Genomic DNA, 13,559 nt, shown 5'->3' with positions numbered 1-13,559 from the left:
ACTTTCCAGTGTGACCTGCGCGGCTGCCGTAAGCAAGGAAACTTGATACTTCGACGTTAGGCCCGGCGGGTCCCGAGGTCAAAGACCTTCGGGGCTTGGAAGAGGCGTGTCGAAAGTTTCAGGCTTAACTTTAACCTTAACGTGACCTTAGCCGTCGAAATCCTCGGGTTCCACGTCGTCCAGGAACTCCCGGAAACGGCGCAGTTCGCGCTCCTCATCGACGGTGGGGCCGGGCTCGGCGTCCTCCCCCTCGTCATGTTCGGTGATGCGGACTCCCGCCTCATCCATCACCGAATCGGCGCACCAGATCCGGCACTTGGCGCGCAGTGCCACCGCAAGCGCGTCCGAAGCGCGCGAGCTGACCGTAGTTCCATTTTCGAACTGCAACTGCCCATAGAAGATGTTGTCCTCCACGGCCACGATGTTGACGCTGACCACCGAGTGGCCCAGAGACTCCACAACGTCCACGAGCAGGTCATGGGTCATGGGCCGGGGCGGGACCACGCCCTGCTGGGCCAGGGCGATGGCGCTGGCTTCCGGGGTGCCGATCCAGATGGGCACGTGGCGTTCGCCGTGCATCTCCTTGAGCAGGACCAGCGGCTGGTTGGAAGGCAGTTCGATGCGAACGCCAACAATCTCGACTTCGATCATCAGATGTCCATGCGTGAGATGTGGTCCTGCACCAGGGCCCTGTGCAGGGTGAGGCAGAGGTCGCTGATTTCGCGGGCAGCCTCCGCTGCCCGTGCCTGGGATGCCGAGTCCTTGCGGGAGGCAAGCGGCGCGACCGCACGTTCCACCAGGCCGAATTCCCGTTCGGCCGCCGCCTGGAACGGCCGCAAGTGCCGGGGTTCCAGGCCGTGGCTTTCCAGCTGGACACAGGCGCGGGCAACCTGGAGGGCGTGCTCGTCGAACTGGCCGTTGCTGTGGCTGATGAGGCCGAAACTCAAGAGTGACTGCAGCAGGGGAACGCTGGCTCCGGATTCGGTGCGGAGCTGCTCCTCACTGAGCTTCCGGCCGCGGTTCTGCAGCTCGGCAGCCAGTTCGTCGGAGACGATGCGTGGCGAAACCACGACGCCGGGCGGCAGGTTCTCCGGGCGCTCTCCCCTGTCGATGGCATCAAGGTAGTCCTTGATGACTTTCAGGGGCAGGTACTGGTCCCGCTGCAGGGCCAGCACAAAGCGCAGCCGCTCCACGTCGCCATCCGAATACTGGCGGTAGCCGGCAGGAGTGCGCCGCGGGTTGATGAGTCCCTTTTCTTCAAGGAACCGGATCTTCGACGCGGTCATGCCCGGGAAGTCGGCGCTCAGCTGGGCGAGGACTTCGCCAATGTTGAGGACCTGGGGGCCCCGGCGTTCCGGTTGTGCCATTGCCACAGGCAGCGGTCCCCGGGTCAGCTGCGGCCTGCAGCCGTGGCAGGGCTCAGGTAGAAGGTGAGGCGGAACTTGCCGATCTGGACTTCGCTGCCGGACTTCAGCTCGACGCGGTCCACACGGTCATGGTTGACGTAGGTGCCGTTGAGGCTGTTCTTGTCCACCACTTCGAAGCTGCGCGCGGTGCGCCGGAATTCGACGTGGCGGCGCGACACCGTGACGTCGTCCAGGAAGATGTCCGCATCCGGGTGGCGTCCTGCGGTGGTCACATCCGAGTCCAGCAGGAACCGGGCACCTGCGTTCGGACCGCTGTGGGCCACGAGCAGCGCCGAACCTGCGGGCAGGGCCTCAACGGAGTTGCGCTCGTCCGAGGACAGCCTGGGAGTGATGGTGGGTTCGTCGGTGACCGGGGTGAGATGGATCGAGGTGGTCTCCGACGCCCTAGCCGCACCCGTGCCGTAATCCCCATCGGCAGGGTTGTGTCTGTGGCCAGCCATGGATTCCTCCTCTTAGACGTTGCGGGCACCAAACCCGCAACCAACGTTTGCTCTGCCGGCCCTGCCAGCAGGTCCGGCACCGGCTCCCGTTCCCGGCTTTGACGTGCGGAGACGCATTGCCTGCGGCGCGGGGCCGGACCGGAATTACCGGTTAGCTTTAGCCTACCTGCTGTTCGTACTCGGATGCACTGAGCAAAGACTCAACGGCGTCAGGTTCGGCGAGTTTGACCTCGATGAGCCAGCCATCACCGTAGGGATCAGTGTTGATCAGTGCAGAATCGCTGTCCAGCGAGTCGTTCCGGGCCACGACTTCCCCGGAAACGGGCGCGTAAATATCGCTCACGCTCTTGGTGGACTCCACTTCGCCCACCACTTCGTTTGCCGTAATCTTTGTGCCCACTTCGGGCATCTGGGCGTAAACGACATCTCCAAGGGCGTCCTGGGCAAAGTCGGTGATTCCCACGCGGACCACGCCGTCGGCATTGGGGGCCGTGACCCACTCATGTTCCGCGGTGTAGGACAGGTCTTCGGGAATGTTGCTCATGGGGGGCCTTTCATCGGGGTACGCGCCAATGTCAAAAGGGGCCCGCAAAACGGGCCGCCGCTGAAAGTATAGGCATAACTGCCGGGGCCGGCACGGGGGCTTTCTGACAAGATGGGGCCATGAATGCAAGCATCGGTGCAGCACCCATGGAACCGGGCGGGTAGGCCATGCCGGAACTGCCTGAAGTCGCCGGCCTCGCCGGGTTCCTGGATGAACAACTGCGGGGCTGCGTGGTCACCAAACTGCAGATCGTCTCCTTTGCCGTGCTTAAGACGGCGGATCCGCCCTTCAACGCGATCGAGGGACGTACCGTGTCAGGCGTGCGGAGGTTCGGCAAGTTCATCAGCATCGACACGGATGGCATATCGCTGGTGTTCCACCTGGCGCGGGCAGGCTGGGTGCGTTTCACGGACTCCCCTGCCGACAGCCAGCTCCGAATGGGCAAGGGCCTCATAGCGGTGCGGTGTGCCTTCTCGGGCCCCGAGGGGCCCCGTGGGCTGGACCTGACCGAGGCGGGCACCAAGAAGAGCCTGGCCGTCTATGTGGTGCGGGATCCGCAGGAGGTGCCCGGCATCGCCACGCTGGGGCCCGATCCTTTTACCGAGGCGTTCGACGCCGACATGCTGGCTGAGATCCTGGCCGGCAGTTCACACCAGATCAAGGGCCTCCTGCGCAGCCAGAGCGTCATTGCCGGCATCGGCAACGCCTACAGCGACGAAATCCTGCATGCCGCACGGATCTCGCCCTTTGCCACCGCAAAGTCCCTGGACCGGGACACCGTGCAAGTGCTGTACGACGCCATCCACAGCGTGTTGGGCGAAGCGCTGGCAGAGGCCCGCGGCAAGCCTCCCAAGGACCTTAAGGACGTCAAGCGCAGCCACATGCGCGTGCACGCCCGTGCCGGCCAGCCCTGCCCTGTCTGCGGGGACACCGTCCGGGAGGTGTCGTTCGCGGACACGGCCCTGCAGTACTGCCCCACGTGCCAGACCAAAGGCAAGATTCTGGCTGACCGCAGGACATCGAAGTTCCTGAAATAGGAAGATCCGGCGCCCGAAGTTGCGATTCGGGACTTCCGGTCCTGCCCGGGTGCGCCCCTGGTGTGTAGCGTCTTGATCAAGGCTCAGAAGTCTCGATCAGCTCAAAGGGGCCACAATGCGCCGGTCTCGATTCGCCGTTCCCGGAATGGCCTTGGCCCTCGCCCTCGGCGGTGGTCTTGGGGGCACCGCATTGGCGCAGCCCGTTGCCGCCACGCCGGCAGTGGCTGCGCACCGGAGCCTTCCGTCTTCGATAGTCGCTGAGCAGGCCGGCGACGACGCGATCGCCCAGCACTATGAGCAGCTCGGCGGCAGCGCATCATTCCTCGGCGCGGCAATCGGCGGCACGTATGACATCGCTGGAGGTCGCGCCCAGGACTACACCGCCGGCACGATCTATTGGAGCCCCGCCACCGGAGCACACGAGGTGCACGGGGCCATCCGCGCACGTTATCTCGCACTGGGCGGCCCCGCCGGGTTCTTTGGCTTTCCCCTGGCGGATGAGACGGCCACCGCGGGCGTGCCGGGCCGATACAACGACTTCGCCCGCGGCACGGTCTACTGGAGCCCCGGCACCGGAGCACACGAGGTGCACGGGGCCATCCGCGGTGAATACCTCGCATTCGGCGGACCGGGCGGCTACCTGGGCTTCCCGCTCACCGACGAGACCGCCACTCCCGGCGGCAGTGGCCAATACAACGACTTCGAGCGCGGCACGGTCTACTGGAGCCCCGGCACCGGAGCACACGAGGTGCACGGGGCCATCCGCGGTGAATACCTCGCATTCGGCGGACCGGGCGGCTACCTGGGCTTCCCGCTCACCGACGAGACCGCCACTCCCGGCGGCAGTGGCCAATACAACGACTTCGAGCGCGGCACGGTCTACTGGAGCCCCGGCACCGGAGCCCACGAGGTGTACGGGGCTATCCGGGCCCAGTGGGCAGTCCTGGGTTGGGAGCGCAGCCGGCTCGGCTACCCGACCAGCGGCGAGTACGGCATCACGGGCGGGCGCCGCAACGACTTCCAGCAGGGATCGATCCTGTGGCACGCAGCCAGTGGCAGGACCGAGGTCGTCTACACCAGCTTCCCGTCAGCGCTCCGGGGCGTGGACCTCGAGCGCATTCCGACCACGCAGAAGATTGCCGCGCTCACGTTCGACGCCGGGGCCAACGACGCCGCCCTCCGATCGATCCTCGCCACCCTCGCAGCCAATGGCGTCCCAGGTACGTTCTTCCTCACCGGAGACTGGGTCAACCAGTTCCCCTCCGACCCGGCGCTGATCTACAACGCGGGACATCGGATTGGAAATCACTCCATGACCCACCCAGACTTCACCACCCTGACCGACGCCCAGATCGCTGCCGAGATCAACAGCGCGCAGAGGACCATCGAGGCTGCCGGAGGCGACCCCCTCCCGTTCTTCCGCTTCCCGTATGGGGCCCGTGATGGCCGCACGATCACGGACGTCGACGCCGCAGGCTACGCGGCGATCCGGTGGACCGTCGATACCCTGGGCTGGCAAGGCAGCATGAATGGAACGCGCGGTCCGGACTTCGTCGTGCAGCGTGTCATGGCATCCGCGCAGCCCGGGGAGATCATCCTGATGCACCTCGGCTCGAACCCCGACGACGGCTCAACACTCGACGCCGCGGCCCTCCCCCAGGTGATCTCCCAGCTCCGGGCGGCAGGCTACGGCTTCGTCACCCTGGATGCCGCCCTCGGCTAGCTGGCCCTGTGCCCGCTACGTCCGGCAAAGAACACCCCCACCCGGACAGATCACCCCCGGGCTCCAGGGTGCTTTGTCCGGTCGAGGGTGCTTTGTCCGGCGGAAGGTGCGCGGCCAAAAATGATTTCGAAGCCAAAAAAGCGGAAAGCGCCGGAGAAATTCTCCGGCGCTTTCCGCTCTTCGGTCGGGCTGACAGGATTTGAACCTGCGACCCCTTGACCCCCAGTCAAGTGCGCTACCAAGCTGCGCTACAGCCCGCTGGTTCCGCCGTTCTCCGCTGATCCCAACCCGAAGGTTTTCATCAGCAGTCCGGCCGAACCACCTAGAAGAGCTTACACGATCCGGAGGGGTGCCTGTGACACTTTCCGGCGATCAGCCCCAAGGTGTGTCGCAATTAACGCTTCCGGCTGCGCTTTTCACGCACGCGCATGCTGACCTCGATGGGCGTGCCTTCGAACCCGAAGGTTTCGCGCAGCCGGCGCGTGATGAACCGGCGGTACCCGGGGTCCAGGAATCCGGTGGTGAACAGCACAAACTTCGGCGGCCGGCTGGAGGCCTGGGTACCGAAGAGGATGCGCGGCTGCTTGCCGCCGCGGACCGGGTGCGGGTGCGCGGCCACCAGCTCGCCGAGGAAGGCATTCAGGCGCCCGGTGGCAATGCGCCGGTCCCAGTTCTCCAGGGCCAGGTCCAGGGCAGGAACCAGTCGGTCCTTGTGCCAGCCGGTCTTTGCCGAGATGTTGACGCGCGGAGCCCAGTCAACGTGCGCCAGGTCCTGCTCGATCTCGCGCTCCAGGTAGCGGCGGCGTTCGTCGTCGAGCAGATCCCACTTATTGAAGGCCAAAACCAGTGCGCGCCCGGACTCGATGGCCAGCTGGAGGATGCGGACGTCCTGTTCGCTGAGGACCTCGTCCACGGCCAGGAGCACGACGGCGACCTCCGCCTTCTCGAGCGCGGACTGCGTCCGGAGGGAGGCGTAGTAGTCCGCGCCCTGGGCCATGTGCTGTCGGCGGCGGATGCCGGCCGTATCCACGAAGCGCCAGGTGCGGCCGCCGAGCTCGATGAATTCGTCCACGGGGTCCCGGGTGGTGCCGGCCGTGTTGTCCACCACCACGCGTTCGGATCCGGCGAGCTTGTTCAGCAGGGAGGACTTGCCCACGTTGGGGCGTCCGATGAGGGCCACGCGGCGGGGGCCGCCGGAGCGCTCCACGCCTTCGATGGTGGAGAACTCGGGCAGCACGTCCATGACGTGGTCCAGGAGGTCGGCAACCCCGCGGCCGTGCAGGGCCGAAACCGGGTAGGGCTCGCCGAAACCCAAGCCCCACAGCGCGGCGCTGTCGGCTTCCTGGGCAAAGTCGTCCACCTTGTTGGCCACCATGATGACCGGCTTCTTGCTCCGGCGGAGCATCTTCATGACGCCTTCGTCCGTGGCGGTGGCACCCACCGCGGAGTCAACCACGAACAGCACGGCGTCGGCGAGTTCCACTGCCATCTCGGCCTGTTCGGCAACCCGGGCGTGGATGCCGCGGGCGTCATGCTCCCACCCGCCGGTGTCCACCAGGGTGAAGTTGCGGCCGTTCCACTGCGCGGAGTACATCACGCGGTCGCGGGTGACGCCGGGGGTGTCCTCCACTACCGCCTCCCGGCGGCCCAGGATGCGGTTCACCAAGGTGGACTTGCCGACGTTCGGCCGGCCGATGATGGCCAGGACGGGATCCAGCTTGAGGGGGCCCTCAAAGTCCTCGTCGCCATACTCGCCGCTCAGCAGGGCGGCGTCGTCCTCGTCAAGCTCGTAGTCCTCCAGGCCGGCCCGGAGGGAAGCGGCACGCAGCTCCGCTTCGTCGTCGTCAATCGCTGCCAGCCGTTCGGCAACTTGGTCGGTGCCCGTGGGCCTGTAGTCGTCGTCGGCGCTGGAAGGCCCGGAAGTCTGGGTGGTGTCGCTCATTGCAAGTCCTTTGTGGTCATCTGCCGGCGTCCCCGGCTACTGCTGTCAAGTCTTTAGGGTCAGCATCGGGCAGTGGCTGCCCGCTGAGTTGGATGGTGTCCTGGACGTGCCCTGCCAGCGCTGCACGGATCTCCTGCGCCGCCCTGTCCATTGAAGCACGCCCGGTTTCGCCGGCCCGGCGGGCCAGGGTGAGGGCGGAGCCGAAGCTGACGTGGAAGCGGCGCCCGGGCCGCGGAACGAAGTCCAGGTGCTCGTTGCCCTGGCGGGTCCCCAGGATGGCGACCGGTACCACTGGCGCCCCGCTGTTCAATGCCAGCCAGGCCACGCCGCCGTTGATGTCCGCGGCTGCCCCGCTCCCCCGCGTCCCTTCAGGAAGGATCCCAACGCATCGCCCGGCGTCGAGCACGTCCTTGCAGCGCTGCAGCGCGGCACGGTCCCCGCGCCGGTCCACCGGAAGCTGCCCGGAGGCGGTGAGCACCCGGCCCAGGAATCCTTTGAACATCTCCTGCTTAACCAGGATGTGCATGGGCCGGGGCGCCGCGCCGAACATCACCGGCCCGTCAAGGAAGCTGATGTGGTTGGCCGCGAAGATCACCGGCCCGCCGGTGGGGACGTTGCTCCTGCCGGTCACGGTGGTCCGGTAGACCAGATGGTCGAGGATCCAGCCCACCGGCCTGCTCCACGCCATGGTCAGGCCGGACGGCACGGCGGCCATTGACTCAGTCACGGTTGAGGACCTTGGTGACGATCACCAGGGCGGCATCCACGGTCTGCTCGAAGTCCAGGTCCGAGGAGTCCAAGGTGACCACACCGTCTGCCGCCTTGGTGAAGTTCACCACCGCTGAGTCCTTGGCGTCCCGGTGGGTCACCTGGGCCGCCAGTTGCTCGGCGTCCTGCGTGCCGCCCAGCTGGATGCCGCGCCGGCGCAGCCGGGCTTCCTCGCTGGCCGTGAGGAGCATGCGCACTTCAGCCCCGGGCGCGACGACGGTGGTAATGTCCCTGCCTTCCACCACCATGCGGCGGTGGTGCTTTTCGATGAGGTCGCGCTGCCGGCGGATCAGTTCAGTCCGGGCACCGAGGGTGGTGGCCACGGCACTGACGGCGGACGAGATGGCCGGCTCCCGGATGGCGTCCGTGACGTCCACGCCGCCCACCCGGACGTACTCCTCCTGCGGGCTGGTGCTCACTTCCAGGACGAAGTCCCTGGATGCCTGCTCTACAGCGGGCGAGTCATCAAGGTCGATGCCTTCGGTCACGCAATACCAGGTCAGGGCCCGGTACATCGCGCCGGTGTCCAGGTATGCCAGTCGGAGCCGACGGGCAACTTCCTTGCTCACGCTCGATTTGCCTGAGCCGGAGGGGCCGTCGATGGCGACCACCAGGGGCCGGCCAATGCGCAGCGCGCGCATGGTTTCGAGGAGTTCCTGTGTCATTACTGAAGTACCCGCCATCCGCGGTCGTTGAGAGCTTCGATCAGGTGGTCGTGCTTGTTCGGCAACACAGACAATTCCACCATGCCCACGTTCTGTCCCGAGGAATGGTCCAGCCGAAGGTCTTCCACGTTCACGCCGATTTCGCCGATTTCGGTGAGCAACTGCGCAATCTGGCCGGGCTTGTCGTCCACCAGGACGGTGAGCCAGGAGTATGCCTGCGGCGGCCCGCCGTGCTTGCCGGGGATCCGGGCCTGGCCTGCGTTGCCCTCGCTGATCAGCTGGGCCAGGTCCAGCCTCGCACCCGGGGCTGCCGGGTCTTCCAAGGTGCCGATCAGGCGGTTCAGGTCGTCGCGGACGCCGTAGAGGATCTCCACTACCTTGGCCGCGTTGCCGCCCAGGATCTGCACCCACAGGGTGGGGTCGCTGGCGGCAATCCTTGTGACATCGCGAAGTCCATTTCCGGCCAGCGACAACGCATGCAGTGGCGTCCCCTGCAGGCGGCTGGCCACCAGGGAGGACATGACCTGCGGCAGGTGCGACACCAGTGCCACGGCTTCATCGTGTTCGTCCGCGCTGAACTGCGACACCACCGCGCCTAAATCGGAGGCGAGTGAGCGGGCCACCTGCAGGGCACTCCCGGACGTCTTCTCCGACGGGCAGAGCACCCACGGCATGGAGGTGAACAGCTCGCCGCGCGCAGCTACCGGACCCGACTTTTCCCGTCCGGCCATGGGGTGGGTGCCCACGTACCGCGAAAGGTCGGCGCCGAGGGTGCGAAGCCGCGACTGGATATCCGCCTTGACGCTGGCAATATCCACCACGACGGATTCGGGGTAGTCAGCCAGTGCCCGGCAGACGACGTCGGCCGTCACGTCCGGCGGGGCAGCGACCACCACCAGCTGGGGCGTGCCACTGCCCAACTCCGCCAAGGGGCGGCCCGCACCGATGTCCACCGCCACGGCCTGGTTGGTGGGCGACGGGTCGGAAAGGAACACGGGCACGCCGCGGCCCCGCAGTCCCAGCCCGATGCTGGTGCCCAGCAGTCCGGTACCAATGACCACCACGGGGCCATCCAGGTGGCCGCGGCCCTGGCTTTTGAAGGCGGACATGCGTCAGAGTCCTACGGATGCCAGCAGGTGGCCGACTTCCTGCTTGCCCAGGTTGCGGATGCTGCCCTGGCGCTGGTCTCCAAGCCCGATCGGGCCCACCTTGACGCGCACCAGCCGCTGGACCGGGAAGCCGACCGCATCGAACATGCGGCGCACGATGCGGTTCTTGCCGGAGTGGAGCACAACTTCGATCAGCACGTGCCCGGGTGTGGAATCCACCAGGCGGAAGGAGTCGACGGCGGCCATGCCGTCCTCCAGCTCCACGCCGGCCTTCAGCTGGGCGCCGACGCCCTGCGGGAACGGTCCGCGAACCTGCACCAGGTAGGTCTTGGGCACCTCGTACGACGGGTGGGTCAGCCGGTTGGCCAGTTCGCCGTCGTTGGTCAGCAGCAGCAGCCCCTCGGTGGCGACGTCGAGCCGGCCTACGTGGAAGAGGCGTTCGCCGGTGTTCTTGTTGTTCTTGAGGAAATCGCTGATGCAGGGCCGGCCTTCGGGGTCCTCCATGGTGGACACCACGCCCTTGGGCTTGTTGAACACCATGTACACCAGGTTCTCGTCCAGCTGGATCCGCAGGCCGTCGACGTGGATCACGGCAGTCTTGGGATCGACGCGGACGCCCAGCTCGGTGACCACCTGGCCGTCCACCTCAACACGGCCCTCGGCAATCATCTCCTCGCAGACGCGCCGGGAAGCGACGCCCGCGGACGCCATGACCTTCTGGAGCCGCACGCCGTCGGCGTCGTGGAGCTCGGACTGGGGAACATTGCCGCGGGGGTGCTTCTTCCGGCCTGGTTTGCGGACCGGGCCCAGGTTCTGGCCGAAGCGTTCGCTGCCGAACGCGCGGGAAGCTGCCGCCCCGGGTGCGCCGGTGCGGGGCTTGGGCTTGAGTGCGCCGGGAGTTCCCGGGGCCTTTTTAGCGCCGGGCTTCCTGGCAGCGGGCTTGCGCGACGACGGCTTGGCTCCCCTTGCGCCTTCCGCACCCCGTTCGGGCTGGTTGCCCGCGAGGTCGGGGTCGACGAAGCGTTCCTCGCGCGGTTTGGGAGCGCGGTGCGGACGATCGCCGCCGAACCCGGCAGCGCGTTTTCCGGTCCCGCCGCGGGAGCCCCCGCTGAAGCTGCCGCCCTGTGAACTGCGCTGCTGGGAATTGTTGCGTTCGTTCCCGCCGCGTCCCGAACCGTTACGTGGTGAACCCTGGCGTCCCGCCTGTGTCATGACCCGTCCTTCAATGTGTTTTGGCCGGCAGCGATGTCCAAGGACAACCCTAGCCAGCCGCGCAGACTTCGTCTGCCCTGATAACTAAACTCGGTAAATATGTGCTGCAGGCACCGTGCGTGCCTACATGGTTTCGGCGTCGTAGAATTCTGCGATCCCGTCAAGCCCAGGAAGGTGCGGCGACAGCTGGGGCAAGTCCTCAACTGAACTGATTCCCATCCGCTCGAGGAAATAGGAGGTAGTCCGGTAGAGGATTGCGCCGGATTCAGGATCCGTTCCCGCGTCCTCGATCAGCCCGCGCTGGGTGAGCGTCCGTACGACGGAATCAACATTGACACCGCGAATCGCAGACACACGGGCGCGGGAAACCGGCTGCCGGTAAGCAATGACTGCCAATGTTTCCAACGCCGCCTGGGTGAGCCTGGCAGTCTGTCCTTCCAGCACATATTTGCCAACAATGTCGGCAAATTCAGTGCGGGAGTAGATCCGCCACCCACCGGCGATGTTCCGCAATTCAAAACCCCGGGGGCTGGAACCGATACCAGCGTGGCTGGCACTGTCCATCTCCGGGGCTTTAACAGTATAGCCGTTATACTCACGCTGCAGTTCGGCCAGCAGGGAACGCACCCGTTGGACCGTCAAGCCCAGCCCTGCGGCCAGCTCCTCCTCGGTGGCAGGTTGGTCCAGGACCATGAGCACCGCCTCAAGGGCGGCCTTGGCGCCGCCGGGGAGATGATCAAAGTCCGTGGCAGGGCCGGCGTCCTCCTGCGGCTGCGTATCCAGCGGCTGGGTTTCCGGAGACTGGGGGGTCACGGTTGCTCCTCATACTCTTCGCTCAGGTTTTCCGCTGACCAGTCCCGGTCTACCGCCGTCCAGTGGATGGCAAGCTCCGCCAGCGGGGAGAGCTGGTCGAATGCAACTGCCCGGTCCCGGAACAGTTCCAGGAGTGCCAGGAACCGGGCAACCACCACCAGGGTGGAGCCGGCGTCGGCAATCAACGAACGGAACGTCAACGGTGACTCCTGCTGGAGCCTAAGCCCCAGCAATTCTGCCTGCTCCTTGACGCTGACGTTGCTGCCGTGCAGATGGGCAAGTCCCACTTGGGGCGGCTGCGTGGGCACCTTGGGCCGGAGCGCGGCTTCTGCCAATGCTGCGAACTGCTGGGGCGTGTGTTTCCAGACCAGCTCGGGCAGCATCGCCGCGAAGTGTTCCTCCAAGGCCACTTGCCGCGGAAAGCGCCGGCCTTCCTGGTCCAGGGTTTCACCGAGGATGCCTGCCACCTGTTTGAAGGCCTTGTACTGGAGCAGCCGGGCGAAAAGGAGGTCCCGGGCCTCCAGCAGGGCAATATCCTCATCGTCCTCGACTTCACCGGCTGGAAGCAGCCGCGCCGCCTTAAGGTCAAGCAAGGTGGCGGCAATCACCAGGAACTCGCTCGCCTCGTCCAGCGCCCATTCTTCGCCAAGCTGCTGCAGCTTGCGGATGTACTTGATGAACTCATCGGTGACGGTGGCGATGGCCACTTCGGTGATGTCCAGCTGGTGCTTGGCGATCAGCCCCAGGAGGAGGTCGAACGGACCGGTGAAGTTGGCCAGCCGCACCTCGAAACCGGGTTTGGGTTCGGCCACGGCGTGGCTAGGGTGCGCCGCCGCGGGAAATCAGCTCCTTGGCGAGCCTGCGGTAGGCGTCAGCACCCACGTGGTTCCCCGCGTAACTGGTGATGGGTTCAGCGGCCACGGTGGCGTCTGCGAACTTGATGGAGCGCTTGATGACGGTTTCGAAGACCTTGTCTCCGAACGCTTCCACCAGCCGGGTGATGACCTCGCGGCTGTGAAGCGTCCGTGCGTCGTACATGGTGGCCAGGACACCGTCCACCTGCAGTCGCGGGTTCAGCCGGTCCTGGACCTTGTCGATGGTTTCGACCAGGAGCGCCACGGCGCGGAGGGCAAAGAATTCACAGATGAGCGGGATGATGACGCCGTGGGCGGCCGTAAGGGCGTTCACCGTCAGGAGACCCAGCGACGGCTGGCAGTCGATCAGGACAACGTCATAATCGTCTTCGACCTTCTTCAGCGCGCGGTCCAGGACCTGTTCACGTGCCACTTCATTAACCAACTGCACTTCGGCGGCGGAGAGGTCGATGTTGGCCGGCAGCAGGTCGACATTTTCAACGCCGGTGTGGTGGATGGCGTCGCGGATGTCCACTTTGCGGTCCATCAGGACGTTGTACACGGTGAGGTCCAGCTCGTGCGGGTTGACGCCCAGGCCGGCGGACAGAGCGCCCTGGGGGTCGAAGTCCACCAGCAGGACGCGGCGGCCGTATTCAGCGAGCGCGGCGGCAAGGTTGATGGTGGAGGTGGTCTTCCCCACGCCGCCCTTTTGGTTGACCATGGCAAGCACCCTGGCCGGACCGTGGGAGGACAGCGGCGCGGGTTCCGGGAACTCACGGTATGGGCGCCCAGTAGGCCCCATCACCGCGTTTTCGAGGTCGAATTCCGTGCCCTCCAGAGTTGCTGAACCCTGTTCGCTGCTCACGTATCTGTCCACACTTTCGATGACGGTGATTTCCTGCCGCCGGCTTCCCGGCGGCGTTCGTTCTGCTCCCTAGGTTACAGCGCCCGACACGGTATTCGAGGGAACTTGACTTTCCGCGGATGTTGAGCCTTGACCCTCTAGCTGAGGTCGAAGGTTGAAC

The 13,559-nt window shown here is 65.9% G+C and carries 13 protein-coding genes, 1 tRNA gene and 1 pseudogene; 2 read left to right on the top strand and 13 right to left on the bottom strand.

What is annotated here, in order from left to right; genetic code table 11:
- Positions 1–147 precede the first annotated feature (147 nt).
- The 4 genes from LFT46_RS07990 to gcvH form a co-directional block, all read right to left on the bottom strand.
- A complete protein-coding gene (locus tag LFT46_RS07990; protein WP_056331728.1) occupies positions 148–651 on the bottom strand; it encodes a bifunctional nuclease family protein in 504 nt (167 codons plus the stop codon).
- Positions 651–1,367 (bottom strand): transcriptional regulator FtsR, encoded by a 717-nt coding sequence (gene ftsR / locus LFT46_RS07985; protein ID WP_018763526.1) that lies wholly within the window; start codon positions 1,365–1,367, stop codon positions 651–653. The genes LFT46_RS07990 and ftsR overlap by 1 nt, the downstream gene beginning before the upstream one ends.
- A gap of 23 nt (positions 1,368–1,390) precedes the next feature.
- Positions 1,391–1,867, bottom strand: coding sequence for an FHA domain-containing protein (locus tag LFT46_RS07980; RefSeq protein ID WP_236802000.1), 477 nt, complete (start codon positions 1,865–1,867; stop codon positions 1,391–1,393).
- A 157-nt stretch (positions 1,868–2,024) separates the two neighbouring features.
- Positions 2,025–2,411: a glycine cleavage system protein GcvH gene (gcvH, locus tag LFT46_RS07975; protein ID WP_018763524.1), complete on the bottom strand. Its 387-nt coding sequence runs from the start codon at positions 2,409–2,411 to the stop codon at positions 2,025–2,027.
- A gap of 167 nt (positions 2,412–2,578) precedes the next feature.
- On the opposite strand from gcvH, the gene LFT46_RS07970 reads away from it, so the two are divergent.
- Positions 2,579–3,448, top strand: coding sequence for an Fpg/Nei family DNA glycosylase (locus tag LFT46_RS07970; protein WP_236821767.1), 870 nt, complete (start codon positions 2,579–2,581; stop codon positions 3,446–3,448).
- Positions 3,449–3,563: 115 nt separating this feature from the next.
- Positions 3,564–5,171: a polysaccharide deacetylase family protein gene (locus LFT46_RS07965; RefSeq protein WP_236821766.1), complete on the top strand. Its 1,608-nt coding sequence runs from the start codon at positions 3,564–3,566 to the stop codon at positions 5,169–5,171.
- A gap of 184 nt (positions 5,172–5,355) precedes the next feature.
- Here the strand turns inward: LFT46_RS07965 and LFT46_RS07960 are convergent.
- The 9 genes and pseudogenes from LFT46_RS07960 to LFT46_RS07920 all read right to left on the bottom strand — a co-directional run bounded on the left by LFT46_RS07960 (position 5,356) and on the right by LFT46_RS07920 (position 13,399).
- A tRNA-Pro gene (locus LFT46_RS07960) sits at positions 5,356–5,429 on the bottom strand.
- Positions 5,430–5,565: 136 nt separating this feature from the next.
- Positions 5,566–7,113: a ribosome biogenesis GTPase Der gene (der, locus tag LFT46_RS07955; RefSeq protein WP_236801997.1), complete on the bottom strand. Its 1,548-nt coding sequence runs from the start codon at positions 7,111–7,113 to the stop codon at positions 5,566–5,568.
- A 12-nt stretch (positions 7,114–7,125) separates the two neighbouring features.
- Positions 7,126–7,801: pseudogene (locus tag LFT46_RS07950) on the bottom strand (lysophospholipid acyltransferase family protein); the annotation flags it as partial.
- Between the two features lie 31 nt (positions 7,802–7,832).
- Positions 7,833–8,546 (bottom strand): (d)CMP kinase, encoded by a 714-nt coding sequence (cmk, locus tag LFT46_RS07945; protein WP_236801996.1) that lies wholly within the window; start codon positions 8,544–8,546, stop codon positions 7,833–7,835.
- On the bottom strand, positions 8,546–9,655 hold the full coding sequence (locus LFT46_RS07940) for a prephenate dehydrogenase (RefSeq protein ID WP_236801995.1): 1,110 nt from the start codon (positions 9,653–9,655) through the stop codon (positions 8,546–8,548). Before LFT46_RS07940 ends, cmk begins: the two co-directional genes overlap by 1 nt.
- A 3-nt stretch (positions 9,656–9,658) precedes the next feature.
- Positions 9,659–10,867 carry a pseudouridine synthase gene (locus LFT46_RS07935; RefSeq protein WP_236801994.1) on the bottom strand — a complete coding sequence of 403 codons (1,209 nt, stop codon included), beginning with the start codon at positions 10,865–10,867 and terminating at the stop codon, positions 9,659–9,661.
- Positions 10,868–10,990: 123 nt separating this feature from the next.
- Positions 10,991–11,650, bottom strand: a complete 660-nt coding sequence (scpB, locus tag LFT46_RS07930; protein WP_236802830.1) for an SMC-Scp complex subunit ScpB — start codon at positions 11,648–11,650, stop codon at positions 10,991–10,993.
- 26 nt (positions 11,651–11,676) lie between these two features.
- A complete protein-coding gene (locus tag LFT46_RS07925; RefSeq protein WP_236801993.1) occupies positions 11,677–12,492 on the bottom strand; it encodes a segregation and condensation protein A in 816 nt (271 codons plus the stop codon).
- Between the two features lie 7 nt (positions 12,493–12,499).
- On the bottom strand, positions 12,500–13,399 hold the full coding sequence (locus LFT46_RS07920) for a ParA family protein (protein ID WP_236821765.1): 900 nt from the start codon (positions 13,397–13,399) through the stop codon (positions 12,500–12,502).
- Between the last annotated feature and the right edge of the window lie 160 nt (positions 13,400–13,559).

This window comes from Arthrobacter sp. FW306-07-I, assembly GCF_021800405.1.
GTDB lineage: Bacteria > Actinomycetota > Actinomycetes > Actinomycetales > Micrococcaceae > Arthrobacter.
The sequence above is the reverse complement of the archived record's forward strand: the minus strand, read 5'-3'. Positions and strand labels throughout refer to the sequence as shown.